Genomic DNA, 26,670 nt, shown 5'->3' with positions numbered 1-26,670 from the left:
TCTCTCGAAGGCCGGGGATAGACGCCCCCGCACTGCCTCCACCCGAGAGCAAAACGCTATCCTTCAAACTCGAGCATGATCGTCGCCAGCGGCGGCAGCGTGACCATTGCCGCGCCGTCGCGCACCTCTACTCCGCCCATGTTGCCGAGGCCCGATCCCCAGTAGAAACTGGAATCGGAGTTCAGGATCTCGCGCCAGCGGCCATCATGCGGCAATGGAATACGATAGGGCGCGCGCGCGACCGGCGTCATGTTGCAGATCACCGCAATTGGCGCCGCGCCCGGTGCCTTGCGCAGCCAGACGAATACCGAATTGGCCGCGTCATCGGCAACCAGCCACTCGAACCCTTCCGGCTCGCAGTCCCGCGCATGAAGCGCCGGCTTTTCGCGATAGACCCGGTTCAGATCGCGGATCAGCTTGCGCACGCCCTCATGCGCAGTCGAGTGCAGCAGGTCCCAGTCCAGCGCCCGCGCCTCGCTCCACTCGCGCCGCTGGGCGAACTCCTGCCCCATGAACAGCAGCTTCTTGCCCGGATATCCCCACATCAGCGCATACATGGCGCGCAGGTTGGCAAATTGCTGCCAATCATCGCCGCTCATCTTCGCCAGCAGCGAACCCTTGCCGTGCACCACCTCGTCATGGCTGAGCGCCAGGACGTAATTCTCGCTGAACGCGTAAACCAGGCCAAAGGTGATGTCGTGATGATGGTGCTGCCGGTGGATCGGCTCGCGCGCCATGTACTTCAGCGTGTCGTGCATGAAGCCCATGTTCCACTTGAATCCGAACCCCAGCCCGCCGTCATGCGCGGGGTGAGTCACGCCCGGCCAGGCGGTCGATTCCTCCGCCACCGTGAAGATGCCCGGATGCGCGCCATAGACCGCGCGGTTCATCGACTGGAGGAAGGACGCCGCCTCCCAATTTTCCCGGCCCCCTTCGGCATTGGGGATCCACTCGCCCGGCTGCCGGCTGTAATCGCGGTACAGCATGGACGCGACGGCATCGACGCGCAGCCCGTCGACGTGAAACCGCTCGGCCCAGAACAGCGCATTGTTGACGAGGAAGGCCGACACCTCGCGCCGGCCGAAATTGTAGATCGCCGTGTTCCAGTCGGGGTGGAAGCCCAGCCGCGGATCCTCATGCTCGTACAGCGCGGTGCCGTCGAAATGGATCAGGCCGAACGCGTCCATCGGAAAATGCGCCGGCACCCAGTCCAGCAACACGCCCAGCCCCGCGCGATGGGCGCCATCGACGAACCGGGCAAACCCCTCGACGTCGCCGAACCGCGCCGACGGCGCATACAGGCCCGTCGTCTGATATCCCCAAGACGGATCATAGGGATGTTCGGAAATCGGCATGAACTCGATGTGGGTGAACCCCATGTCGACGACATAGGGGATCAGCCGGTCTGCCAGCGCGTCCCAGGTCAGGAACCAGCCATTCTCGTCCCGGTCCCACGACCCGGCATGCACCTCGTAGATGCTGATCGGCACGCGGCGCGGATCGACCTGCGCCCAATGCGCGACATGGTCCGCGTCGCCCCATTCATGGGTCAGCGGGGTCGCGGTGATCGATGCGGTGCCGGGGCGCAATTCCGTGCGAAAGGCGTAGGGGTCGGCCTTCAGCGGCTGCAACTGCCCATCCGGGCCGACGATCTCGAACTTGTAATGCCGCCCCTCGGCGATGTCGGGGATGAATATCTCCCACACGCCGACGTCCGCGCGCCGCCGCATGACATGGCGCTTGCCGTCCCAGTCGTTGAAGTCGCCGACCACGGAGACACGCTGCGCATTGGGCGCCCAGACGGCGAAATGCACGCCCGATGCACCTTCATGCTCAATCAGATGCGCGCCCATCTTGTCGTGCAGGCGGAAATGCGTCCCCTGCGCGATCAGCAAATCGTCGACGGGACCCAGCACGGGGCCAAAGGTATAAGGGTCGGTCACCCACCATTCGGCGCCCCCGCCCTGCGCATGATACCGCAGCGGCTGCGGCTCGCCGGCGATCACGCCCTCGAACAGCCCGCGCTCATCGACACGAACCAGCGCGCCGAGCGCCGTCCCCGACAGCGTCTGCGCCTCGACCCGCTCGGCCCCTGGGATCAGCGCGCGGGCAAAGGTCCCGGTCGGGCCGGCATAGACGCCCAATAGCGAGAAAGGGTCATCGTGACGCCCAGCGAGCAAGGCGGCGATCGCGCTGGGCGGCGGCTTCACATCACGTTCCAGATGTCGCGCGCATATTCGCCGATCGTCCGATCGGACGAAAACCAGCCGACATTCGCCACGTTGCGGATCGCCGACGCCTGCCATCCGCCGCGGTCGCGCCAGCGGGCATCCACCGTGCGCTGAGCCGCCGCATAGGCGTCGAAATCGGCCGCCACCATGAACCAGTCATGGTCGTAGAGGCCGCTCATCAGGTCGCGGTATCGGCCAGGATCGTCGGGCGAGAACACGCCGGAGGCGATCGCGTTGATCGCCTGCGACAGCTCCCGGCTGTTCTCGATGATAGACCGCGGCGAATAGCCCGCGCGTCGCGTTTCGGCGACCTCGTCGGCCGTCAGGCCGAAGATGACGATATTGTCATCGCCCACCCGGTCCTTGATCTCGATATTGGCGCCGTCCAGCGTGCCGATCGTGATGGCACCGTTGAGCGCGAATTTCATGTTCCCCGTCCCCGACGCTTCCATCCCGGCGGTGGAGATCTGTTCCGACAGGTCGGCGGCGGGAATGATCCGCTCCGCCAGGCTGACATTGTAATTGGGGATGAAGCCGACCTTCAGCAGCCCGCCCACGGCGGGATCGCTGTTGATCCGCTTGGCGACGTCATTGGCCAGTTTGATGATCAGCTTGGCGTTGTGATAGCTCGACGCCGCCTTGCCGCCGAACAACTTCACCCGCGGCACCCAGTCGCGCTCCGGATGGCTGCGGATCTGGTCGTACAGCGCCACCGTCTCGATGATGTTCAGCAACTGCCGCTTATATTCGTGGATCCGTTTGACCTGGACGTCGAACAGCGCATCGGGGTCAACCCGCAGCCCCTGATCTTCCCTGAGATAATTCGACAGATCCACCTTGTTGGAACGCTTCACTTCACCAAAACGCTCCCGAAACGAGGCGTCGTTCGCAAAAGATTCTAATAACTTGAGTTGCTCGGCATCGTCGCAGAACGCCGGTCCGATCGCATCGCGGATCAGGGACGTCAGGCGCGGGTTGCACTCCATCAGCCAGCGGCGCGGCGTGATGCCGTTGGTCTTGTTGTTGATCCGGTCCGGGTACAGGCGGTGCAGGTCGGCGAACACCGTCTGCTTCATCAGCTCGGTGTGCAGCGCGGCGACGCCATTGACGCTGTGGCTGCCGACAAAGGCGAGGTTGGCCATCCGGATGCGCCGCTCGCCATTCTCGTCGATAAGGCTGATCGCGGCGATCGCCCCGCCGTCAGCCGCCCCGCTTCGCGCCGCCTCGCGCAGCACCTGCGCATTGATCGCATAGACGATCTGCATGTGCCGCGGCAGCAGCCGCTCGAACAGCGGCAGGGGCCAGCTTTCCAGCGCCTCGGGCAGCAGGGTGTGGTTGGTGTAGCCGAACGTCCGCCGGGCGATATCCCACGCCTCGTCAAAATCGAGTTCGTGATGGTCGAGCAACAAGCGCATCAGTTCGGCGACCGAGATCGCCGGGTGCGTGTCGTTGAGCTGGATCGCCGCCTTCTCCGGCAGCAGGCGAATGTCCCCGAAATATTGCATGTGCCGGCGGACGACGTCCTGGATCGAGGCGGAGGAGAAGAAATACTCCTGCCGCAGCCGCAATTCCTGGCCGGCGGCACTGGCGTCCGACGGGTAGAGGACCCGCACCAGCGCCTCTGCCCGCACCTGCCCGGCAAGCGCCCCGGCATGATCGCCGGCGTTGAACGCGTCCAGCCGGATGGGATCGAAGGCGCGCGCGCTCCACAGCCGCAGCGTGTTCACCCTCTTGCCGCGCCAGCCGACCACCGGCGTATCGAAGGCGACCGCCTCCACCGCTTCCGCCGGGTTCCAGTCGACACGCCCGGCGGCATTGCTGGTTACCTCGCCGCCGAAGCCGATGAAATAGGCGCTCTCGCGCCGCTCGAACTCCCAGGGATTGCCATGGGTCAGCCAGGTTTCGGGAAGCTCGACCTGCCAGCCATCGTCGATGCGCTGGCGGAACATGCCGTTCACATATCGGATGCCATAGCCATAAGCGGACAGCTCCAGCGTCGCCATGCTCTCCATGAAGCACGCCGCCAGCCGCCCGAGCCCACCATTGCCCAGCGCAGCGTCCGGCTCGATCTCCTCGATCTCGTCCAAGTCCACGCCCAGCGACGCGAGCGCCGCCTTCACCTCGGCATTGCGGCCAAGGTTGGACAGCGCGTCGCGCAGCAGCCGCCCGATCAGGAACTCAAGGCTAAGGTAATAGACCCGCTTGGCGCCGCTCGCGTGCGCCGCGCGGGTCGATTCCATCCATTTGTCGATGATCTCGTCGCGCAGCGTCAGGATGGTGGCGTCCAGCCAGTCGTGCTTGCGCGCGGCGCGCTCATCCTTGCCGATGCGATGGATCAGCGTGTCGACGATCCGGTTCGCCAGCGGCGAACGGTCAACGGCGGGCGAAGCTGCGGCGTCGGTCATCAACCACGAAGCTTAGCGCCGGCGCGCGTAGAGTCACGCGCCATGCTGCAGTGCAGCTTGTCTCACATCAGACGGTGAAGCTCTCGCCGCACCCGCAGGCGCCCTTCGCATTGGGGTTGTTGAACACGAAGCCCGCGGTGAAATCGTCCTCGACCCAGTCCATCGTCGATCCGATGAGATACAGGATCGATCCGCCATCGACATACAGCGTGCCGCCGGGCGTCTCGATCTTCTCGTCGAACGGCTTGGCTTCAGTCACATAATCAACCGAATAGGCAAGGCCGGAACAGCCGCGCCGCGGTGTCGACAGCTTCACGCCGATCGCTCCCTCCGGCGCCTTGGCCATCAGCGAGGCGACCCGCGCCTTCGCCGTGTCGGTCAGGATCAGCGCCGCGGGGCGCTCACGAACAGCCGTCGCCATCACAACATCCCCAGTTCGAGCCGCGCCTCGTCGGACATCTTGGCCGGGTCCCACGGCGGATCCCAGACGAGGTTCACGTCGACGATCGACACGCCCGGCACCGATCCGACGCGCAGCTCCACCTCGGCCGGCATCGATTCGGCGACCGGGCAATGCGGTGTCGTCAGCGTCATGGTGACCACGGCATGCCCGCCATCGGTCACCTCGACATTATAGATCAGGCCCAGCTCATAAATGTTCACCGGGATCTCGGGATCGTAGATCTCCTTCAGCGCATCGATGATCGCCTCATACAATGCGCCGCCCGGCTCATGTCCCGCGTCATCCTGCGGCTTTTGCGCAAGGAACCCGTCGAGATAGTCGCGCTGGCGACCACCCATCTCCACCGGCGTTTCCACCGCATCCTCGACGCGCGCGCGGGGCGGCTTCGTCTCGGCTTCCACTTCCTCGATCCGGATCGGCTCGCTCATCCGAAAATCCTCGTTACTCTTTCTATGCCCCTGGCCAGCGCCTCGACGTCGGCCGGGCCGTTGTAGACACCGAAGCTGGCCCGGGCGGTCGCCTCGACGCCCAGCGTCTCCATCAGCGGCTGTGCACAATGATGGCCGGCGCGGATCGCGACCTTCGCCTCGTCCAAGATGGTGCCGATGTCATGCGGATGCACCCCCTCGATCGCGAAGGAGACGATCCCGGCGCTGTCCTCCGGCCCGAACAGGCGCACGGAGTTGATCGCCGACAGCGCCTCGCGCGTCTGGCGCACCAAAGCGGTCTCATGCGCATGGATGCGGTCAAGCCCGATGCTCTCGACATAATCGATCGCGGCATGAAGCCCCAGCACACCCACGATATGCGGCGTCCCCGCCTCGAACCGCGTCGGCGGCGGGGCATAGGTCGTCTTCGCGAAGGTCACGCGGTCGATCATCGACCCGCCCCCCTGATAAGGCGGCATCGCGTCGAGCAGCTCCGCCCTGCCCCACAACACGCCAAGCCCGGTCGGCCCGTACAGCTTGTGCGCCGAGAAGACGTAGAAATCGCAATCGAGCTCAGCGACGTCGACCGGCAGCCGCGGCACCGCCTGGCACCCGTCGATCAGGATCTTCGCGCCAACACCATGCGCCAGCGCCGCGGCACGCTTCGCATCCAGCACCGATCCCAGCACATTCGACACATGGCCCAGCGCGACCAGCTTGTGCGCCGGCGTCAGCATCGCCGCCATCGCGTCGAGGTCGATGCGATGGTCCGCGGTCAGCGGCACCACGTCGATCGCCGCACCGACCCGCTCGGCCACCATCTGCCACGGCACGATGTTGGAATGATGCTCCAGCGCCGACAGCAGGATGCGATCGCCCGCCTTCAACTGTGTCCCGGCCCAGCATTGCGCGACGAGGTTGATCGCCTCCGTCGCGCCGCGAACGAACACCACTTCCTCTTCCGCGCCGCCGATGAAGGCCGCCACGCGCCGCCGCGCCGCCTCATAGGCCAGCGTCATGTCCGCCGACCGCTGGTACACGCCGCGGTGAACCGTCGCATAGGTCGTGTCATAGCCGCGCGTGATCGCATCAATCACCGGCCGCGGCTTCTGCGCCGTCGCGGCCGTATCGAGATACGCCCAGCCCGCGGGGACCGCCGGAAAGTCGGCCAGCACGTCGAGCGGACGGGCAGCGTCGAGGATGGTGTCCGCCCGGGTCACTGAAGCGCCGCCTCGAGCCACGCATCGGCATCCGCCTCGAACGCCGCGCGCACCGTCTCGTCGCCGATCCGCTCCAGCGCATCGGCCACGAACGCTCGCGTCAGGATCGCCTCCGCACGCGCCCGCGGAATGCCGCGGCTCTGCATGTAGAACAGCGCGCGCGCATCGAGTTCGCCCACCGTGGCGCCATGCGCGCACTTCACATCGTCGGCAAAGATCTCCAGCTCGGGCTTCAGGTTTACCGTTGCGGTACGATCGAGCAGCAGGCCGCGCAGGCTCTGCTCGCCGTCGGTCTTCTGCGCATGACGCGCCACTTCGACCGCCGCCGCCAGGCTGACCTGCGAGCGATGCGCCGCCACGGCGCGCCACACCTGGCGCGAGGAGCCGTTCGGGTGCGCATGGTTCACACGCACGGCACATTCCTGCTTCTGGTCAGCAGACGTCAGCAGCGCGCCGCCATATTCGGCGAAGGCGCCGTCGCCCGCCATGGTCAGCTGCGCGTCGATCCGGCTGCCCTGCCCGCCAGCGCCGAGAAACACGGTGACGAGGCTCGCCGCCTCACCAACCTCCGCCGCCTCGCGCAGCGACACAAACCCGGCGGGCTGGAGCAACCGCACCGAGCGCATCAGCCGCGCACCCTTGCCCAGCCGCGTGCGGGTAAAGCGGTTCTGCCAGCCGGCACCGACGAACGTCTCCACCACCTCGGCCGCGGCATCGTCGGCAAGGATGATCTCCGCCGGCACATGGTTCTGCCGCCCGGTGGCGACATGAACGATCTGCACCGGATCGGCAGCCGCCTGCGCATCAAGGTGGAGCGACCAACCGGTGCCGCCAGCGCGGCGGCCGAGCGGGTGATCGTCCGCACCAAGCGCGCCGATCGTCACGTGATGAAGGTCGCTGCGCCCCTCATCGAGCACACCGTCGACGAACAGCAGCTTCGCGCCGGGAAGGTCGAGGAAGTCGGCCGCGGGCGCCGCGATCGGCGCCATCGCCGCTGCCGCCGCCAGCCCGCCGAGATCGGCCCAGCGCCAGGCCTCCTCTCGCGCCGAGGGCAGATCAAGCACGGCGTCGCTCACGCCGCGACCTCCGCGTAGCCCTCACGCTCGAGCTGGTGCGCAAGCTCCGCGCCGCCCGAGCGGGTGATGCGGCCATCGGCGAGGACATGGACGAAGTCCGGCTTCACGTAATCCAGCAGGCGCTGATAGTGGGTGATGAGCAGCACGGCTTTTTCGGGCTTGCGCATGATGCGGTTGATGCCGTCGCCCACGATGCGCAGCGCGTCGATGTCGAGGCCGCTGTCGGTCTCGTCGAGGATCGCGAACTTGGGATCGATGATGCCCATCTGCACCATCTCGTTGCGCTTCTTCTCGCCGCCCGAGAAGCCGACGTTGACCGGGCGCTTCAGCATCTCCTGGTCGAGGCCGAGCGCATCGGCCTGCGCCCGCGCCAGCTTCAGGAACTCGCCGCCCGACAGCGGCTTCTCACCACGGACGGCGCGCTGCGCGTTCAGGCTCTCGCGCAGGAACTGGACGTTCGACACGCCCGGGATTTCGACCGGATATTGGAAGCCGAGGAACAGCCCCGCCGCGGCGCGCTCATGCGGCTCCAGCTCAAGCAGGTCGACGCCATCAAAGGTGACGGTGCCTTCGGTCACTTCATAGCCGGGACGCCCGCCGAGCACGTAGCCAAGCGTCGACTTGCCCGCGCCGTTCGGCCCCATGATCGCGTGGATTTCACCCGCATTCACGGAGAGGCTGAGGCCCTTGAGGATCGGCTTGCCGTCGATCTCGGCGTGAAGGTTTTCGATTTTAAGCATGGTCATTCCGAAATGAAGCCGGTCGGAGCGGCCGACCCGAAAAGGTGAGTGACGGAAGCGCCGATCATCCGACCGAGCCCTCAAGGCTGATGCCGAGCAGCTTCTGCGCCTCGACGGCAAACTCCATCGGCAGCTGCTGAAGCACTTCGCGGGCGAAGCCGTTGACGATCAGCGCCACGGCCGCCTCGCTGTCGAGGCCGCGCGACATCGCATAGAACATCTGGTCTTCGCTGATCTTAGAGGTGGTTGCCTCATGCTCGATCTGCGCGCTCGGGTTGCGAATCTCGATATACGGGATCGTATGTGCCCCGCACTGGTCGCCCAGAAGCAGGCTGTCACACTGCGTGAAGTTGCGCACCCCCTCCGCGGTCGGTGCGACGCGCACCAGCCCGCGATAGGTGTTGTCCGACCGGCCGGCGCTGATCCCCTTCGACACGATGGTCGACCGGGTGTTCTTGCCCAGATGGATCATCTTGGTGCCGGTGTCCGCCTGCTGGCGATTGTTGGTCACCGCGACGGAATAGAACTCGCCCACGCTGCCATCGCCCGCGAGGACGCAGCTTGGATACTTCCAGGTGACCGCGCTGCCGGTCTCGACCTGGGTCCAGCTCACCTTGCTGTTCTTGCCCTGGCACAGCGCGCGCTTGGTGACGAAATTGTAGATGCCGCCAAGGCCATTTTCGTCGCCCGGATACCAGTTCTGCACGGTCGAGTATTTGATCTCGGCATCATCCAGCGCGACCAGCTCGACCACCGCGGCGTGAAGCTGGTTCTCGTCGCGCATCGGGGCGGTGCAGCCCTCGAGATACGAGACGTAGGCGCCCTTGTCGGCGACGATCAGCGTGCGCTCGAACTGGCCGGTATTCTCGGCATTGATACGGAAATAGGTGCTGAGCTCCATCGGGCAACGCACGCCCTCCGGAATGTAGACGAAGGTGCCGTCGGAAAAGACCGCGCTGTTGAGCGTCGCGAAGTAATTGTCATGCTGCGGCACGACCTTGCCGAGCCACTTTTTCACCAGATCGGGATATTCGCGGATCGCCTCGCTGATCGACAGGAAGATAACGCCCGCCGCCTTCAGCTCCTCACGGAACGTCGTCGCGACAGAGACGCTGTCGAACACCGCGTCGACCGCGACCTTGCGCGCGCCCTCGACCCCGGCGAGCACTTCCTGCTCGGCGATCGGGATGCCCAGCTTCTCATAGGTGCGGCGGATTTCCGGATCGAGCTCGTCCAAAGACGCAATCGTCTTCTTCTGCTTCGGCTCCGCGTAATAATAAGCGTCCTGATAGTCGATCGGCGGGATGTTGAGCTTCGCCCAGTCCGGCGATTCCATCGTCAGCCATTTGCGGAACGCCTTCAGCCGCCAGTCGAGCATCCATTCGGGCTCGCCCTTCTTGGCGGAGATATAGCGAACGGTGTCCTCGTTCAGCCCCTTGGGCGCGAAGTCCTGCTCCACCTCGGTGGCGAAGCCCCATTCGTACTTCTTGGATACCGCGGCTAGCGCCTCGGCGTTCTTGGTGGCCATGTCAGGCGTCCACTTTCATATCGGTCATGGCGCGTCCCTCGCTGGGGACGAGCGGCGTGGTGGCGGCGAGTTGCGTCAGCGTGATGCCGGCAAGCGCGCCGCGCACCGCATTGTTCACGACCGCCCAGTGCGGCTTCACGCGGCAGCTGCCGTCCAGCGCGCAATCATGCTGCCCAGTGTCGACGCAGGTGGTGAGCGCGATCGGCCCCTCCACCGCCTCGATGACATCGGCAAGCGTGATCGTCGCCGGGGGCCGCGACAGGCGGAAGCCGCCCCCCGTGCCGCGCGTGCTTTCAATCAGTCCAGCAGAGGAGAGCCGGCTGACCAGCTTCTGCGCCGTGGGCAGCGGCACGCCGGTCTCCTGCGCAAGGCTGGTCGCATTGACGCGCGCCAGCCCGCCGCAATGGCGCGCCGCGGCCGTCATCATGACGACGGCATAATCGGCAAGGCTGGACAGGCGCATATTGCGAGCGGTTCTCAAATCGGACTAAATTGTTCTGATTGCCAGATGGGCTTCCGTGACGCGGAAATCAACCAACGATTTTGCACCCGCGAAGAGCATTCACGCCCTTGATCTCGCGGGTGGTTCGGGGGCACCGCCCGGCCATGAGCTTTCCGATGCGCCCCGCCCTGTTCGCCCTCGACGCCGAACGCGCCCATCGCCTGACCATACGGTCTCTCGCGCTGTGGGGCCGGATGGGCGCGCCCGGCGGCCGATCCGTATCCGATAACAGGCTGGCGACCCGCGTGGCAGGGCTGGATTTCGCCAACCCGCTCGGCCTCGCGGCCGGGGTCGACAAGGATGGCGAGGCGGTGACGGGGCTCCACGCGCTCGGCTTCGGGGCGGTGGAGGTCGGCACGCTCACCCCTCTGCCCCAGCCCGGCAACCCAAAGCCCCGCCTCTTCCGCCTGGTGGAGGATGAGGCCGTGATCAACCGAATGGGGTTCAACAATGGCGGGCTCGATGCCGCGCTGAAGCGCTTGCCGGCAAAGCGTGCTGGCGTGCTCGGCCTCAACGTCGGCGCCAACAAGGACGCCGCCGATCGCATCGCCGATTATGTCACCGGCGTCTCCGCCGCGGCGCAGGTGGCGGATTATGTCACGATCAACGTCAGCTCGCCCAACACCCCCGGGCTGCGCGATCTCCAGCATGGCAGCGCGCTGCGCGACCTCCTCGCCGCGACCCGCGCCGCCGCCGGCACTCGCCCCCTCTTCCTCAAGGTCGCGCCTGATCTCGACCATGCTGCAATCGACGACATTGCCGCCGCGGTCATCGACCACCGGCTCGATGCGCTCATCATCGGCAACACCACCATCTCCCGCCCCGCGCTGGTCTCGCCGAACGCCGCCGAGGCGGGCGGCCTGTCGGGTGCCCCACTGGCCGCGCTCGCCCGTCAGAAGCTCGCCGAGTTCCGCACGGCGACCGGCGGCGCCATCCCGCTCATCGCCGTCGGCGGCATCGGCAGCGGGGCCGAAGCCTATGCCCGCATCCGCGCCGGCGCGAGCCTCGTGCAGCTCTACAGCGCGATGGTCTATGCCGGTCCCGGCCTGCCGGTGCGGATCCTCAAAGACCTCGCCGCGCTGCTCCGGCGCGATGGCTATGGCTCGATAACCGAGGCTGTCGGCGCCGGTTGACGCGGCCGCCGCCGCCGATAGGGTCGCACGCCATGAAGAATCTGCTGGCGCTTGCTGCGCTGATCGCTCCCGTTCCCGCGCTCGCTCAGGGGATGGTGACCTCCGCCGATCCCCGTGCGACCGAAGCCGGAAGGGAGATCCTGCGGGCCGGTGGCTCGGCCTCTGACGCTGCCCTCGCCATGATGCTCGCATTGACCGTCGTTGAGCCGCAGTCGAGCGGTATCGGCGGCGGTGGGTTCCTGCTGCACCAATCGGCCAAGGGCCCGCTGGAGACGATCGACGGACGCGAAAAGGCGCCGATGGCCGCCACGCCCGATCGGTTCCTCGGCCCCGACGGCAAGCCGATCCCCTTCGTTCAGGCATTCCCGGGCGGTAAGTCCGTGGGCGTGCCCGGCAACATTCGCCTGGCGGCGCTCGCCAGCAAGAAATGGGGCAAGCTACCGTGGAAGGCGCTGTTCGCACCGGCGATCCGGCTCGCCGAGAACGGCTATACCGTGACCCGCCCGATGGCTGCCGCCAGCACCAATCTCACGCCGATGTGGAGTGGTGGCAGCACCGCTGTTGCCGGGCCGGAGGGTGGCACCTCCACCGGCGTCGCTGATTCAACCGGCCGCTTCCCGCAGATCGCCGCCATGTATTCGCGCAACGGCAAGCCGCTAGCGGAGGGCGAGACGATCAAGAATCCGACGCTCGCCAAGCTGCTGCGAAAAATCGCGGCGGAAGGCCCCGACGCCTTCTACACTGGCGAGAATGCCAAGGCGCTGCTGACCGCGGTGACCACCTCGAAGGTCGCGCCCGGCGACATGACTGCCGCCGATCTTACCGCCTATGAGGCAAAGGAACGCGCCCCGGTGTGCGGCACCTATCGCAGCTACAAGGTGTGCGGCATGGGCCCACCCTCGTCGGGCGCCACCACGGTGCTTCAGATCCTGGGCATGCTGGAACGCTTCGATCTGGCGAAGCTGGGCAAGGATTCGCCCGAATCCTGGCACCTGATCGCTGAGGCGATGCAGCTCGCCTATGCGGATCGTGAGAAATACCTCGGCGACGCCGACTTCGTCGACGTGCCGGTCGCTGGCCTGATCGACAAAGGCTATATCGCACAGCGTTCCGGGTTGATCTCGCCGGCGCGCGCGCTCGGCCGCTACGAGCCGGGCACGCCGCCGGGTGCCCAGCCGCGGACCCCGGGCAGCCAGCCCAACGAACATGGCACGACCCATTTCATCGCCGTCGACAGCAAGGGCGATGTCGCGACGATGACCTCGACGATCGAAATGCCTTTTGGCAGTCAGCTGATGGCGAACGGCTTCGTTCTGAACAACGAGCTTACCGACTTCAGTCTCGCGCCCGAAAAGGACGGCGCACCCGTCGCCAACCGCGTGGAACCCGGCAAGCGGCCGCTGTCGTCCATGTCGCCGACGATCGTCTATGACCAGAGCGGCGCGCCCGTGTTCACCGTCGGCGCCGCCGGCGGCAAGACGATCATCATGCAGGTCGCCAAGGCGATCATCGCGCATTTCGACTGGAAACTGCCGGTGCGCGATGCGCTGGGCCTGGGCCTCGTTTTCTTCAACAATGACGGCATCGTGCTCGAACAGGGCACAATTCTCGCGCCGATGAAGCCGGCGCTGGAGGCTAAGGGCCACAAGGTGTCGGTCGCCCGCCTGGGGCTGAAAGCCAATGCCGCGGAAAGGACGGCGTCCGGCTGGGTCGGCGCGGCCGATCCGCGCGGGGTTGGCAATGCGCTTAGCGAATAGCTAGCGGGGGCGTAAGGAACGGCGAGGAAGAGGATCCCAATGCGCCAGCTTGAGCATTTCCCCAATCTCGTCACGATGTTCTTCACGCGCGCCGCCGAGCTAGGCGACGCCCCCTTTCTCTGGGCAAAGCACAGCGGCAGCTGGCAGGCGATCTCGTGGAGGCAGGCGGCCGAACAGGTCGCCAGCCTTGCGACCGCACTCAGGTCACTAGGCTTGAAGCCGGGTGAGCGCGTGATGCTGGTCAGCGAGAACCGGCCGGAATGGTGCATCAGCGATCTCGGCATCATGGCCGCCGGCTGCATCACCGTGCCCACCTACACGACCAACACCGAACGCGATCATGCCCATGTGATCGAGAATTCCGGCGCACGCGCCGTGATCGTGTCGAACCAGAAGCTCGCCGACACCCTGTTAAAGGCGGTGCTGCGCACCACCCATGTCGAAACCGTCATCGCGCTGGACCATCTGCGCCCGCGCCCGCTGGGCGTCCGCAGTTGCCACTGGGCGGACCTGATCGAGGAGCATCGCGCGGATCCGGACATCGTCGCAGCGCAGGCGAACTTCACCCGCGCCGACACCGCCTGCATCATCTACACCTCGGGCACCGGCGGCGCCCCGCGCGGCGTGATGCAGCATCACGGCGCGATCCTGCACAACATCGCCGGTTGCGCTGATGTCATCTCGGAGGATCTCGGCTGGGGCGACGAGGTGTTCCTGTCGTTCCTGCCGCTCAGCCACGCCTATGAGCATACCGGCGGGCAGATGCTGCCGATCGCGATGGGCGGCCAGATCTATTACGCCGAAAGCCTGGAGAAGCTTGCCGCCAACATGGAGGAGGTGAGCCCGACGATCATGTTCGTCGTGCCACGATTGTTCGAGGTGCTGCGCGCCCGGATCACCCGCGCCATCGAAAAGCAGGGCGGCATGTCGCAGCGGTTGCTGAACGCTGCGTTGGAGGTCGGCGCGCGGCGCGCCGCGGGCACCCTGCGGCTGCGCGATCGCCCGACGGCGCTGATCGTCGATCGCATCTTCAAGCCGCGCATTGCGGCCAAGTTCGGCGGCCGTATGAAGGCGATGGTCTCGGGCGGCGCGCCCCTGACGCCGGAGGTCGGCATCTTCTTCCAGTCGCTCGGCGTCACCTTCCTGCAAGGCTATGGCCAGACGGAGGCAGGACCGGTCGTCTCCTGCAACCGGCCCAAGGTGGGCGTCACGGTCGACAGTGTCGGCCCGCCCCTCCCCCATACCGAAGTGCGCATCGCCGAAGACGGCGAGATCCTGGTCCGCGGCGAACTGGTGATGCACGGCTATTGGCGCAACCCGACCGAGACCGAGCGGGTGCTCCGGGACGGCTGGCTGCACACCGGTGACATCGGCGTCATCGACGAAGCGGGGCGCATCAAGATCACGGACCGCAAGAAGGACCTGATCATCAACGACAAGGGCGACAATATCGCCCCGCAAAAGGTCGAAGGGATGCTGACCCTTCAGCCGGAGATCATGCAGGCGATGATCGCCGGCGATCGCAAGCCGCACATGGTGGCGGTGATCGTGCCAGATCCTGAATGGATGCAGGAATTCTGCGCGACGACCAACACGCGTTGCAACCTGCCCTCACTCTCCAAGGATCCGGACTTCCGCGCGCTCGTCGGCGCAGCGGTGGAGCGGACCAACAAGGAGCTTTCGGTCATCGAACGCGTGCGGCGCTTCATCATCGCGGATGAGCCGTTCAGCATCGAGAACGAACAGCTGACGCCCAGCCTGAAGATCCGGCGCCACATCCTGCGTCAGGTCTATGGCGAGCGGCTGGACGCCCTTTACAAGGGCTGATCAAGCAAGAGCCGCTCCGCTGTCCGGCTGCCGGAGCAGCAGGGCGCTGATTGGTCGCCCCGCCCCGTGGAACGGGGCAACCAATCGGATCAGGCAGCCTTCTTCAAATGCCGCCGGCCGAGCAGCTCGGCGATCTGCACCGCGTTCAGCGCCGCGCCCTTGCGCAGGTTGTCGCTGACGCACCACAGCGCGAGGCCATTTTCCACCGTGGAATCGTCGCGCACGCGGCTGATATAGGTGGCATATTCACCCACGCATTCGATCGGGGTGACGTATCCACCGTCCTCACGCTTGTCGACGAGCATGACGCCCGGCGCCTCGCGCAGGATGCGCTGCGCGTCCTCGGCCGACAGCTCCTTCTCGAACTCGATGTTGATCGCTTCCGAATGGCCGACGAACACCGGCACGCGCACACAGGTGGCGGTCACCTTGATCTTCGGATCCATGATCTTCTTGGTCTCGACCACCATCTTCCACTCTTCCTTGGTGGAGCCATCCTCGAGGAAGCTGTCGATGTGCGGAATGACGTTGAAGGCGATCTGCTTGGTAAACTTCTTGGGCTCCGCCTGGTCCCCGACGAAGATGTTGCGGCTCTGCTCGAACAGCTCGTCCATGCCCTGCTTGCCCGCACCCGACACCGACTGGTAGGTCGCGACCACCACGCGCTTGATCGTCGCGGCATCGTGCAGCGGCTTCAGCGCGACGACCATCTGCGCGGTCGAGCAATTCGGGTTGGCGATGATGTTCTTCGCGCGATAGCCGTCGATTGCCTCCGGGTTCACCTCCGGCACGATTAACGGCACGTCCGGGTCCATCCGATACAGCGACGAATTGTCGATCACCGTGCAGCCCGCCGCAGCGAATTTGGGGGCATAAACCTTGGTCGCCTCGCTGCCGATCGCGAACAGCGCCATGTCCCAGCCGGTCGGATCGAAATGCTCGATGTTCTGCACCTTGAGCATCTTGCCGGTGTCGCCAAATTCGATCTGCTCGCCGACGGAGCGCGATGACGCCAGCAGCGCCACCTCATCCGCCGGAAACTCGCGGTCGGCGAGGATGTTGACCATCTCTCGTCCCACATTGCCAGTCGCCCCAGCAACAACCACCCGGTAACCCATTACAACCGTCCTTCATTCACGTTGGCGGGCGCCTTACGCCCGCGCGACACATTGTGCCAACGAAGCTTTACTTCACGCCACTTTTCTTCACGTGGCGATCAAGGAAGTCGAGCATCGTCGTCCAGGGATGGATCTCCCGCGCCGCGCCATGCGCCTTGCCGGGATACAGCATCATCTCGAACGGGCGGTTCGCCGCCTGCATCTTCGCCGCAAACGCCGTGGCGTTGTCGAGGAAGACGTTGTCATCCGCCATGCCGTGCATCAGCAGCAACGGATCGCTGATCTGCGTCGCGTCAGGCAAGGCGCTCGCCGCGGTATAGGCTGCCGCGTCGCGCGTCGGATCACCCATATAGCGCTCGGTATAATGCGTGTCATACAACGCCCAATCGGTGACCGGCGCACCGGAAATGCCAGCCGCGAACACGCCAGGGTGCTGCTGCATCATCTTCAGCGTCAGATAGCCGCCGTAGGACCAGCCATAGATGGCGATCTTCGCCGGATCGACAAACGGCAGCGTCTTCAGATAGGCCGCGCCGGCGAGCTGATCGTCCACCTCCACGCTGCCCATCGCATGCCAGATCGCATCCTCGAACTTCTTGCCGCGGTTGTCGGAGCCGCGATTGTCGATCTGGAACACGATCCAGCCCTGCTGCACCAGGAACTGGCGCAGCGGCATGTTGCCCGGCCAGTCGCGTGAGACATCCTGGCTGCCCGGTCCGCCGTAATGCATGAAGAAGACCGGATAGCGCTTCCCCTTTTCCAGCGCCGGGGTGATCATCTGCCAATGCAGCGTCGTGCCGTCATCGGCCTTGATCGTGCCGAACTGCGTCGGACGATGCAGCGGCAGATAGGGCGCGTAGGGATGGTCCCCCGTCACCGCATTCTCGTTGACCCAGGCGATCCGCTTGCCGTTTGCGTCCGCCAGATACGTCTGGCGCGGCTGCGTGGGATTGGAGCGGCTGATGATGAAGCGCGTGCCGGTGCTGTCGGCCGTGGCGCCGCTCAGGGTCCAGCCCGGCTCGGTCAGCCGGATGATCGCACCCGGCGCAGTCATGTTCACCGAATACAAATGCCGTTCCAGCACGCCGTCGCGATTGCCGGTGAACACAAGGCGACCGGATGCCTCGTCCACAGCCACCAGCGCATCGACCACCCAGTCGCCGGAGGTCAGCTGAGTCCACTTGCCATCCTTCCAGCGGTACAGATGGCCGAAGCCGTCCCGTTCCGAGCGCCAGATGAGGCTGCCGTCCTTCAGCGGGCGGTAGGCATCGGACAGATTGACCCAGCTCTTCTCGCCCGACCGCTCGGTGAACATCAAGCGCGACTTGCCGGTCGCGGGATCGACCACCAGCATGTCCAGCGTCCTTTGGTCACGCGACTGGCGCTGGACCAGCAGCGCCGACCCGTCCGGCGTCCAGTCGACCCGCGCCAGGTAGATGTCGCGGTCCGGCCCCAGATCCACCTTCACCTGCCCCGAACCATCAGGCTTCATGATGAACAGATCCACCAGCACGTTTGGCGTGCCGGCCGCGGGATAACGCTGTTCGTAGATGCTGGTCCCCGTCGCGCCGATCGAGGCGCGGGTGAAGACGCGCACCGGTGCCTCGTCGAACCGCTCGACCGCGATCAGTCGATCATCGGGCGACCACCAATAGCCGGTCCGACGATGCATCTCCTCCTGCGCGACGAACTCCGCCTCACCGAAGTGAACCGTGCCGCCGCCCTCGGTGGTGATGGCGCGCGCAACACCATTCGCGTCCCCGACCCACAGGTTCTGGTCACGCACGAAGCTGACGAAACCGCCCCGCGGCGACACGACTGGGTTCAGCGCCCCCTTGGATCCGTCCAGCTTGCGCACGTTGCCGTCCAGCGTCGCGACGAACAGCTCGCCATCCACCGGCACCAGGATCGACTTCCCGTCGGGCGCCCAGTCGTAATCGAGGATGCCGGTCTTGCCCGTCTTGGAGCGATCCCGCTCGCGCTGCATCTTCTCGGCCTCGGACAATTCCGCGCCGCTGCCGATCCGCTTCGAATCGACCAGCATCCGCCACTGGCCCGTGCGCGTATCCATCGCCCACAGGTCGAAGCGGTTTCGCTCATCCTCTCGCGGCCGCACCGACGTCAGCAGCGTACCGTCGGGCGACAGGCGCAGCGCCTGCGGTTGCCCGCCACCCAGGTCGGGGCTCGCAAACACTCGCTCCAACGTCAGCGGCATGCCCTTCTTCACCGGCTCACCCACAGCGGTCGCCGCATATAACGCCAGTCCCACGCCGGCCGCCGCCATCCATATCCGCATTCATTCTTCCCGCTCGATTGTTCCCAGCGGGTTAGCCGCCCGCGCCGCGCAGCGCAAAGTCCGTAGCGCCCTCACTGGCTAAGCCACCGCCGCTTGCTCTACAGCCATGTCATGCGTCTGAAGAATCGCGACGAGGAGCTTCACCTGCGTCGACGCAGCGGCCTGCCCGATTGGGCGAGCCTGGGCCTGCGTATCCTGCTCGCGTTTCTGCTCGTCGGCATCGCACTCGTCGGCCACTGGCTCGATCGCGAGGGGCTGCGCGACAATATCGACGGCCACATCAGCTTCATCGACCTTCTGTATTTCACCATGATCACGGTGACGACGGTCGGCTATGGCGATATCGTTCCGGTGACCAACAGCGCTCGGCTGTTCGACACCTTCGTCGTCACGCCAATCCGCCTGTTCGTCTGGTTGATCTTCCTGGGGACGGCCTATGACTTCCTTCTTCGGCGCACATGGTATCGGTGGCGCATGAAGGTCATCCAGCGCCGGCTCACCGGCCATGTCGTCATCGCCGGCTACGGCACGAGCGGAACGGAGGCGCTGCGCGAACTGCAGCGGCGCGGATGCGATCCGGCGAACATCGTCGTCATCGACCGTGACGAGCGCGCGCTGGCCGATGCCGAACAATGCGGCGCTGTCGTCCTTGATGGTGATGCCACCCGCGACAAGACGCTGGAAATCGCCCACGTGGCGCAGGCGTCCACCCTCATGGTCTCAGCCGGGCGGGACGACACCACGATCCTGATCGTGCTGACCGCGCGCCGTTTGTCGGAAAACGTGCGCATCAGCGCGGTGGTCCGGTCCGACGACAATGAGCCGCTGGCGCGGCAGGCGGGCGCGGATGTCGTGATCAATCCGGCGAGCTTCGCCGGGCTGCTCCTCGCGGGCTCCACCAACGGGCCGCATGTGGCGGAATATCTGACCGACCTCGCCGCCGCGCATGGCCGGGTTGCGCTGCGCGAGCGGGACGCGACGCCCGAGGACGTCGGGCGACCGCTGAGCGCGCTCACGACGGGCCTTGGCGTTCGCATGTTTCGCAATGGCGAATGCATCGGTTTCGACCAGCGCGAGGCGGAGAACATACAGCTTGGCGACCGGATCGTGGAGATCGTTCGCGGGACAGGGCAGAGCTGAGTTAGAGTGCACGGCCGCCCTGCCCGCCGGCGGCCGCTCCAACAAAAAAGGCGCCGGCAGATTGCTGCCGACGCCTTCCTTGAATGTGTTCCGAACCGCTTATTCGGCGGCTTCGGCCTTCGCCGGACGGTTGTCGCGACGCTCGGCGATACGCGCCGACTTACCCGTACGACCACGCAGGTAGTACAGCTTCGCACGACGCACGGCGCCCTTGCGGACGACCTCGATCGAATCGATGTTCGGCGAGTAGAGCGGGAAGACGCGCTCGACGCCCTCACCGAAGGAGATCTTGCGAACGGTGAACGAGGAACCCATGCCCTTGTTCGACCGCGCGATGCACACGCCTTCGTAGTTCTGGACGCGGGTACGCTCACCCTCGACCACCTTCACGCCGACCTTCAGCGTATCGCCAGGGCGGAATTCCGGGATCTTCTTGTTCGCGGTCAGCTTCGCGATCTGCTCGGCCTCGAGCTGCTGGATCAGGTTCATCTCAACTTTTTCCCACATCGTCGCCGCGCGCCAGAGGGCGGTTGACCCGAGCACCGACGTGGCGCTCCCACAGGTCCGGCCGCCGTAGCCGTGTATCTTCCTCCGCCCGGCGCTGGCGCCAAGCGGCAATTTTCGCATGATCCCCCGATCGCAGCACTTCAGGGATCGTGCGCCCTTCCCATTCAACAGGTCGGGTATAATGCGGATATTCGAGCAGGCCACTTTCGTGGCTTTCCTCGACCCCGCTTGAAGCGGCGCCCATTACGCCGGGAACCAGCCGAACGCAAGCATCCAGCAGCACCAGTGCCGCCGTCTCACCGCCGGAGAGGACATAGTCGCCGATCGACACTTCCTCTATCTCGCGGCCTTCAAACAGGCGTTCGTCAAACCCCTCGAACCGCCCGCACAGCACCACGGCGCCCGGCCCCGCCGCCAGCTCGCGCACGCGCGCCTGGGTCAGCGGCTTGCCGCGCGGGGTCATCGCCAGCACCGGCCGCCCCTGCCCCTGCGCGTCGACCGCAGCGGCCAGGATGTCGACCCGCAGCACCATGCCAGCGCCACCCCCCGCCGGCGTATCGTCGACGGTGCGATGGCGATCGGTGGTGAAATCCCGGATGTTGACGGCGTCGAGCGACCATCGCCCCTCCGCCAGCGCCCGGCCGGCAATGGCAAAGCCAAGCGGCCCGGGAAACATCTCGGGATACAGCGTCAGGACGGTCGCATGAAAGGTCACTTGGCGGCGGTAAAGCTCAACACCTGAAGACTCAACGCCGGTGTCGGCGCGCGCTGTACCCGTCCCGCGACATTGCCGTTGGCGCACGCCCAGGTGAAGGTTCCCTCCATTGCCGAGATCGGCTCGATCGCGGCATCGGTACGACATGCGCCAACCTGCTTCTTCAGCTCGGCAATATCCTTGCGCCGGCGGTTGAGATCACGATCGGGCACGACATTGTTGGCCAGCGGCGCCCGCGCCGGATCCCCGCTGCGCCACACGTCACGCATGATGTCATAGGCCCGCGCCAGATCGGGCGATACCGGCACCGTACGCTCCTCGGCCAGCCCCGCCTGCCGCAGCGCATAGAGCGTCTGCGATACGGGCAGGCCAGGCCCGGCATACGTGCGATTGGCGAAGGCGAACACACCAACGCCAGCATCCGGCAGCAGCATCACGATCGAACCATAGCCGGGGTAGCCGCCCGAATGGGTCACGATGCGCCCCACGTCGCAGTCGTTCACCACCTGCCAGCCCACGCCATAGGCGCTCGCAACCCGGCATGGGCGGCCTGACGCGCCGGGCCGCTCCACCGTGTTGACGAAGTTCGACCCCTCGACGATCTCGCGCACCGTCGCACGCTTGATCGGCCCCTTGTCGGGATCGTCGCGTGCCGGCCACGCCGACAGCAGGAACGCCACCCAGCGCCAGTAATCGTTGGCGGTCGTCTGTACGCCGCCCATCGCACCGAAAGCGCCATCGGCCATGTCCGGCTCACGCACCCAGGCATTGTCCTGCCAGCGATAGCCCAGGGCACGCAGGTCCTGCGGCCCGTTCAGCACGTCATAGCCGGTCGATGTCATGCCCAGCGGGGTCATGATGCTGCTACGGATATAATCCTGATACCGCTGCCCGGAGACGTTGCTGACGATCCGCCCCAGCGTCGCATAGCCAAGGTTGGAATATTCCATGCGCAGACCCGGCGCCTGCGCCAGCGGCACGCCGGCCTTCAGCATCGCGGTGAACGCGGGCTCCGACAATGGCTGCTGCCGGTCGCCCCAGGGATTATCCTCCACCAACCCCGCCGTGTGATGCAGCAGGTCCGCCACCCGCGTCCGCCGGCTGTCAGCGGTTGGATAGCGCCAGTTGCGCAGCTCGGGCACGTATCGCTCCGCCAGCGCGTCGAGCGACACGCGCTCCTCGTCGCGCAGCTTCAGGATCGCCATGGCGGTGAACGCCTTGGACATGGACGCAATGCGGAACCTGCTGTCGGCGGTCACCGGCTTCTTGCTGGCGATATCCTGAACGCCCAGGCCCCGGACCAGCACCAGCTTGCCGTCCTTCACAACGCCATAGACTAGACCCGGCACATGCGCGTTCTTCATCCAGCTGTCGAAGAAGCCCGTGATCTGCGGCTCAATCGCCTCGATCGACGTGGCCGCCGCAGGCTTCGCCTCAGGCGTCGTCGTCGCGGGTACGGCGTTGTTCTGCGCTGCTGCGGCCACTGGCAGCGTCAGGAACAAGGCCGCAGAAAGCGCGCGGATCTTCATCGTCATCCCCCCGGTTAGTTGCCGAAGCGATACCGCACCCCCGCGCCGCGTCAATCGCCGAGCCAGGGAACCAGAAAGCGACCAATGCGCTCGGCAGGCCATGCACGACTGCGTCATCATCGGCGGCGGCCCGGCAGGTCTGACCGCCGCCATCTACCTCTCCCGCTTCCACCTCGACATCGCCCTGTACGACAGCGGCGAGAGCCGGGCCGCGCTGATCCCCTGCACGCACAATCACGCCGGCTTTCCCGGCGGGATCAGCGGCAAGGATCTGCTCGCCCGCATGCGGCAGCAAGCCGCCTCGTTCGGCGTTCGCTCGCACGACTCAAAGGTCACCGCGGTTGAGCCGGTGGACGACCATTTCGTCGTGCGTACAGGGGAAACGACCGTGGAGGCATGCACCGTCCTTCTCGCCACCGGCGTGGTGAACAACCGGCCAAGGATGGAGGCGGCGTTGCACGACGAGGCGCTGCAGCGAGGCCTCCTCCGCTACTGCCCGATCTGCGACGGCTATGAAGTGACCGACAAGCGCGTCGGGGTCATCGGTACCGGCACGCACGGGATGCGCGAGGCGCTGTTCCTCCGCGGCTATACGCGCGATGTCACGCTGATCGCTCCCGATGCCGAACACATGCTCGACGACGCTTGTGCCGATGCGCTGGACGCCGCCGGGGTGACGCGGGTGGATGGTCCGTGCGACCATTACGCGATCGAGGGCGACCAGCTCGCCTTCGACACCGCCCACGGTCGCCTCCGCTTCGACAGCGTCTATCCGGCGCTTGGCTCACAGATCCGCTCGGAACTTGCGCTGGGTGCCGGCGCACGCGGCACCGACGATGGCTGTATCGTCACCGACGAACATCAGCGCACCACCATTCCCGGCCTCTATGCGGCCGGGGACGTGGTGAAGGGGCTGGATCAGATCAGCCACGCCATGGGTCAGGCCGGCGTGGCAGCAACCACGATCCGCAACGAACTCAGCGAGCGCCGCCCTCTCCGCAGATAAGGAAACGCCGCCTCATTCCCGGGAATGAGACGGCGCCTGTCGCATCACTTCGCTGGCGTTTTCGGCAGCACCTTCAGCGTCCAGTCCTTCTCCGGCCGCAGATATTTGGCGGCGGTTGCCTGCAACGTCTGGGGGGTGATGCCCATGTAATCGCTCACCAGCGTGCGCGCGCCGTTCAGCCGATTGGGGTCATAGGCGCCGCCGTTCACCAGCAGCAGCCAAAACTGGTTCCCCGACGATGCGCGCGCCAGATACTGCATCATCGGCCCGACCGCGCGGCGCAGCTCGTCCTCGCTGACCGGCGTTGACACCAGCTCCGCCGCAATCTCGCGGCTCAGCTTGTAGAACAGGTCGACATTCTCCGGCGCTACCTGGCCGACTGCGATCATACGCCCGCCCGACGTAAGCCCCATCGGCCACTGGCTGACCGCACTGGGGCTGTAGCTCGCGCCTGCCACCGACCGCAGACGATCGAACAGGCGATCACCGAAGATTGCAGACAGGATGTCCAGGCGCCGGCTCTCCGCAATACCCGCGCTGCCCCCACCGGTCGGCCAGGCGATCACCGCCGCCGCCTGCGTGTCCGCGCCCTCATGGGTAAGCGTCACGGGCACGTCATTGTGCGCCGGGAAAGCCGCGCCGGGCGACAACGCCGGCGCTTCCGTGCGGGCCTTCAGCGCGCCGAACGTTTTCGCGACGGCTGCAATGGCCTCGTCACCTGTCACGTCGCCGAACACATCGACCTCGATCGGGCCGGTGGCCAGAAGCGGCTCCCACAGCTTGCGGAACCCCTCCGGCGTCAGAGCATCGATCTCCTCGCGCGTCGGCGGGCCCCAGCGCGGATCGCCATTGCGCAACAGCCGCTCCAGATCGCGGGACAGCACGCCGTCCGGCGACGAATTGAACCCGGCATAGCCCGCCACCGCAGCAGCCTTGGCGCGCAGAACCGGCGCTGCATCCCAGCGCGGCGCCGCCAGCTTGGCCGCCATCAACGCCAGATTGTCGGCATAGTCGCCCGGGGTCGTCATGGCGCTCATGACGAATGCATCGTCAGTGATATCGAAATCTAGCCCCATGCGGCGGCCCGTGGTCAGGGCGTCGAGGTCGCTCTGATTCCACTTGCCGATCCCGCCAGGAATGAGCGCGCTATCCGCCGCCCAGGCCGCCGTCGGCTTGTCAGCTGGGAGCGCACTATATCCGCGGCCAAAGCGGACCCGCAGGTACACGCGACCCGTCTCGGACGCATTCGGGTACATCAGCATCCGCACACCGTTGGAGAAGGTCACCTTCTCGATCCCAGGGTCCGCAATCGTCTCGCGCGCCGTCACGTTGCCCGGCTTGCCCAGCTTCGGCAGGTCCTTGAAATCGACCTTCGACTGACGATCCCGCCGTCCGGCCAGCTTCGACACGTCCGCCGTCAGCGCCGACGCCAGCTTCGCGGCCGCACCGGGGTCCGCCATGCGCGTGTTGACGATGGCGCGCTGCGCGTCGCCCTTGAACACGCGCTGGGTGGACTCAAGCACGCCAGCCGCGGAGAACATCCCCTTCTTCTTGGCGTCGAGGAAGATGTTGTACGATTCCTGCGGCCCGGCCACCGTCTCGCGGATGTCGAGCGCCTGGACCATGTCGTCGGCCTGCTTGGCGCCGGCTTCGACCCGTGCGGTCTCCACCTCATTGCGCATCGCGCCTTCGAACTCTGCGGTCTCGCGGTCGACGTCGGCCTGGCTCGGCGCATTGGTCATCGCGTCGGCAATCACCGCCCGCACGTCCTTCAGCGCCGCTTCCCAATCGTCGCCGATCGGCACGATGCTGACGAAGGTGCCGTTGGTGGATCGCGCCACATCCTCCAGGTTCACGCTCGCCTGCAGGAAGCTGCCACCGGCGCGTGCGCGATCCTCCAGCCGCCGGTTGATGACCCGCATCGCCACCAGGTCCACCAGCCGCTTCTGGTTGAAGATGATCGTATCGTCCTGATAGGTCCACGGACGCAGCGTGGCGCTGATGACCAGCGGCGGCAGCGACGGCTCGTTGATCGCCGCGGTCGGCGTCGCCTTCGGATCAGGCTTGCCGAAGTCGGGGTCCGCCGGATCGGGGCCAACGCCCTTCCAGCCGCCGAAGTTCTTCACCACCAGGCGCGCGGCGACTGCCGGATCGATGTCGCCAGAAATGATCACCACCGTCCGCCCAGGACGATACCAGCGCTGGTGGAATGCTTGCACGCTGGCCGGCGTCGCCGCTTCCAGCGTCTTCACATTGCCGATCGGTGAGCGGTCGGCCAGCGGCTGCCCGGCAAAGAACAGGGCATTGCGCGCGTCCGACAGGCGCACCTGCGGACCCGGCGCCTCGCGCTGCTCGGCCAGCACCGCCGGCCGCTCGGCGGCCAGCCCCTGCGCATTGATGCCCGGTTCAGACATCATCCCGGCAAAGATCTTGAGACTCTCGTCCAGGTTCGCCTCGGTCGCGGCCGGCAGGTCGAGCTTGTAGACCGTCTGGGTCGGCGTGGTCTGCGCGTTCGAATCCGACCCGAAGGTCGCGCCGAACCGCTGCCACACCCGCTTCGCCTCGCCGTCGGGCACGTATTTGGAGCCCCGGAACGAGAGATGCTCAATCAGATGGGCGTAGCCGCGTTCCTCATCGGTCTCGTTCAGCGATCCCGCATCAATGCGTACCCGCACTGCAACCTGCCCCGGCGGCACGCCATTCTTGCGCACGGCATAACGCAGGCCGTTGGGCAGCGCGCCGAAGTTCCACGCTGGGTCGGGCGGAATGTCCGATCCCTTGAACAGCCAGGGCGAGGTGTCGACCCTTACCGTTGCAGGATCGATGATCGTGCCCTGCACAGGCGCGGCAGTGGCCGCCACTGCCCGGCTGGCGGTGGCAGCTGCCTTCTGCGCTGCCTGCTGTCCGATGGCCGGAACGGCCGCCAACGCGACAAGGGAAGCAACGGCGAACGGCGCAGCAAGCGCGCGCGAAGATGCGGTCATGCGGCTGCTTCTAGCTTGCCCGACACGCTGCCGCCACACCCCCCGGCGATCTTTCGATCACCCTT

At 66.0% G+C, this 26,670-nt stretch carries 20 protein-coding genes; 5 read left to right on the top strand and 15 right to left on the bottom strand.

The window, feature by feature from the left end; genetic code table 11:
- Window positions 1–56 precede the first annotated feature (56 nt).
- The 9 genes from glgB to ACH0BU_RS02680 all read right to left on the bottom strand — a co-directional run bounded on the left by glgB (window position 57) and on the right by ACH0BU_RS02680 (window position 10,554).
- Window positions 57–2,210 (bottom strand): 1,4-alpha-glucan branching protein GlgB, encoded by a 2,154-nt coding sequence (gene glgB, locus ACH0BU_RS02720; RefSeq protein ID WP_046410259.1) that lies wholly within the window; start codon window positions 2,208–2,210, stop codon window positions 57–59.
- Window positions 2,207–4,636, bottom strand: coding sequence for a glycogen/starch/alpha-glucan phosphorylase (locus ACH0BU_RS02715; RefSeq protein WP_500263703.1), 2,430 nt, complete (start codon window positions 4,634–4,636; stop codon window positions 2,207–2,209). The genes glgB and ACH0BU_RS02715 overlap by 4 nt, the downstream gene beginning before the upstream one ends.
- Window positions 4,637–4,703: 67 nt before the next feature.
- Window positions 4,704–5,057 carry a HesB/IscA family protein gene (locus ACH0BU_RS02710; RefSeq protein WP_046410255.1) on the bottom strand — a complete coding sequence of 118 codons (354 nt, stop codon included), beginning with the start codon at window positions 5,055–5,057 and terminating at the stop codon, window positions 4,704–4,706.
- A complete protein-coding gene (locus ACH0BU_RS02705; RefSeq protein WP_500263702.1) occupies window positions 5,057–5,527 on the bottom strand; it encodes an SUF system Fe-S cluster assembly protein in 471 nt (156 codons plus the stop codon). The genes ACH0BU_RS02710 and ACH0BU_RS02705 overlap by 1 nt, the downstream gene beginning before the upstream one ends.
- Window positions 5,524–6,747, bottom strand: coding sequence for a SufS family cysteine desulfurase (locus ACH0BU_RS02700; RefSeq protein WP_350026457.1), 1,224 nt, complete (start codon window positions 6,745–6,747; stop codon window positions 5,524–5,526). The genes ACH0BU_RS02705 and ACH0BU_RS02700 overlap by 4 nt, the downstream gene beginning before the upstream one ends.
- Complete coding sequence (locus ACH0BU_RS02695) at window positions 6,744–7,823, bottom strand: SufD family Fe-S cluster assembly protein (RefSeq protein WP_500263701.1); 1,080 nt, start codon at window positions 7,821–7,823, stop codon at window positions 6,744–6,746. Before ACH0BU_RS02695 ends, ACH0BU_RS02700 begins: the two co-directional genes overlap by 4 nt.
- Window positions 7,820–8,563, bottom strand: a complete 744-nt coding sequence (gene sufC, locus ACH0BU_RS02690) for a Fe-S cluster assembly ATPase SufC (RefSeq protein WP_350026458.1) — start codon at window positions 8,561–8,563, stop codon at window positions 7,820–7,822. The genes ACH0BU_RS02695 and sufC overlap by 4 nt, the downstream gene beginning before the upstream one ends.
- 64 nt (window positions 8,564–8,627) lie before the next feature.
- Window positions 8,628–10,091, bottom strand: a complete 1,464-nt coding sequence (gene sufB / locus ACH0BU_RS02685) for a Fe-S cluster assembly protein SufB (protein WP_350026459.1) — start codon at window positions 10,089–10,091, stop codon at window positions 8,628–8,630.
- Window position 10,092: 1 nt separating this feature from the next.
- A complete protein-coding gene (locus tag ACH0BU_RS02680) occupies window positions 10,093–10,554 on the bottom strand; it encodes an SUF system Fe-S cluster assembly regulator (protein WP_350026460.1) in 462 nt (153 codons plus the stop codon).
- Window positions 10,555–10,709: 155 nt separating this feature from the next.
- Here ACH0BU_RS02680 and ACH0BU_RS02675 point away from each other — a divergent pair, with 155 nt between their 5' ends.
- From ACH0BU_RS02675 to ACH0BU_RS02665, 3 genes are read left to right on the top strand one after another with little or no spacing between them, the layout of a single operon-like run.
- A complete protein-coding gene (locus ACH0BU_RS02675; RefSeq protein WP_500263700.1) occupies window positions 10,710–11,726 on the top strand; it encodes a quinone-dependent dihydroorotate dehydrogenase in 1,017 nt (338 codons plus the stop codon).
- 32 nt (window positions 11,727–11,758) lie between these two features.
- Window positions 11,759–13,483: a gamma-glutamyltransferase family protein gene (locus ACH0BU_RS02670; protein ID WP_500263699.1), complete on the top strand. Its 1,725-nt coding sequence runs from the start codon at window positions 11,759–11,761 to the stop codon at window positions 13,481–13,483.
- 39 nt (window positions 13,484–13,522) lie between these two features.
- Window positions 13,523–15,310: an AMP-dependent synthetase/ligase gene (locus tag ACH0BU_RS02665; RefSeq protein ID WP_296219141.1), complete on the top strand. Its 1,788-nt coding sequence runs from the start codon at window positions 13,523–13,525 to the stop codon at window positions 15,308–15,310.
- An 89-nt stretch (window positions 15,311–15,399) separates the two neighbouring features.
- Here ACH0BU_RS02665 and ACH0BU_RS02660 read toward each other — a convergent pair whose 3' ends face one another.
- Together ACH0BU_RS02660 and ACH0BU_RS02655 are read right to left on the bottom strand one after the other, a co-directional pair.
- Window positions 15,400–16,428 carry an aspartate-semialdehyde dehydrogenase gene (locus ACH0BU_RS02660; protein WP_046410238.1) on the bottom strand — a complete coding sequence of 343 codons (1,029 nt, stop codon included), beginning with the start codon at window positions 16,426–16,428 and terminating at the stop codon, window positions 15,400–15,402.
- Between the two features lie 67 nt (window positions 16,429–16,495).
- On the bottom strand, window positions 16,496–18,724 hold the full coding sequence (locus ACH0BU_RS02655) for a S9 family peptidase (RefSeq protein WP_500263698.1): 2,229 nt from the start codon (window positions 18,722–18,724) through the stop codon (window positions 16,496–16,498).
- 111 nt (window positions 18,725–18,835) lie between these two features.
- Here ACH0BU_RS02655 and ACH0BU_RS02650 point away from each other — a divergent pair, with 111 nt between their 5' ends.
- A complete protein-coding gene (locus ACH0BU_RS02650; protein ID WP_046410235.1) occupies window positions 18,836–19,864 on the top strand; it encodes a potassium channel family protein in 1,029 nt (342 codons plus the stop codon).
- A gap of 99 nt (window positions 19,865–19,963) precedes the next feature.
- Here the strand turns inward: ACH0BU_RS02650 and rplS are convergent, their stop codons facing one another.
- From rplS to ACH0BU_RS02635, 3 genes are read right to left on the bottom strand one after another with little or no spacing between them, the layout of a single operon-like run.
- Window positions 19,964–20,353: a 50S ribosomal protein L19 gene (rplS, locus tag ACH0BU_RS02645; RefSeq protein ID WP_046410233.1), complete on the bottom strand. Its 390-nt coding sequence runs from the start codon at window positions 20,351–20,353 to the stop codon at window positions 19,964–19,966.
- 1 nt (window position 20,354) lies between these two features.
- Window positions 20,355–21,086, bottom strand: a complete 732-nt coding sequence (gene trmD / locus ACH0BU_RS02640; RefSeq protein ID WP_500263697.1) for a tRNA (guanosine(37)-N1)-methyltransferase TrmD — start codon at window positions 21,084–21,086, stop codon at window positions 20,355–20,357.
- Window positions 21,083–22,615: a serine hydrolase domain-containing protein gene (locus ACH0BU_RS02635; protein ID WP_500263696.1), complete on the bottom strand. Its 1,533-nt coding sequence runs from the start codon at window positions 22,613–22,615 to the stop codon at window positions 21,083–21,085. Before ACH0BU_RS02635 ends, trmD begins: the two co-directional genes overlap by 4 nt.
- Before the next feature lie 100 nt (window positions 22,616–22,715).
- On the opposite strand from ACH0BU_RS02635, the gene ACH0BU_RS02630 reads away from it, so the two are divergent.
- Window positions 22,716–23,621, top strand: a complete 906-nt coding sequence (locus tag ACH0BU_RS02630) for an NAD(P)/FAD-dependent oxidoreductase (RefSeq protein WP_500263695.1) — start codon at window positions 22,716–22,718, stop codon at window positions 23,619–23,621.
- Window positions 23,622–23,665: 44 nt separating this feature from the next.
- Here ACH0BU_RS02630 and ACH0BU_RS02625 read toward each other — a convergent pair whose 3' ends face one another.
- On the bottom strand, window positions 23,666–26,605 hold the full coding sequence (locus ACH0BU_RS02625) for a M16 family metallopeptidase (RefSeq protein WP_500263694.1): 2,940 nt from the start codon (window positions 26,603–26,605) through the stop codon (window positions 23,666–23,668).
- Window positions 26,606–26,670 lie beyond the last annotated feature (65 nt).

It is taken from the genome of Sphingomonas olei, assembly GCF_045369765.1.
In the GTDB taxonomy this organism is placed as follows: Bacteria; Pseudomonadota; Alphaproteobacteria; order Sphingomonadales; family Sphingomonadaceae; genus Sphingomonas; species Sphingomonas panaciterrae.
Note: the sequence above shows the minus strand (reverse complement) of the source record. Positions and strands in the feature narration are given on the sequence as shown.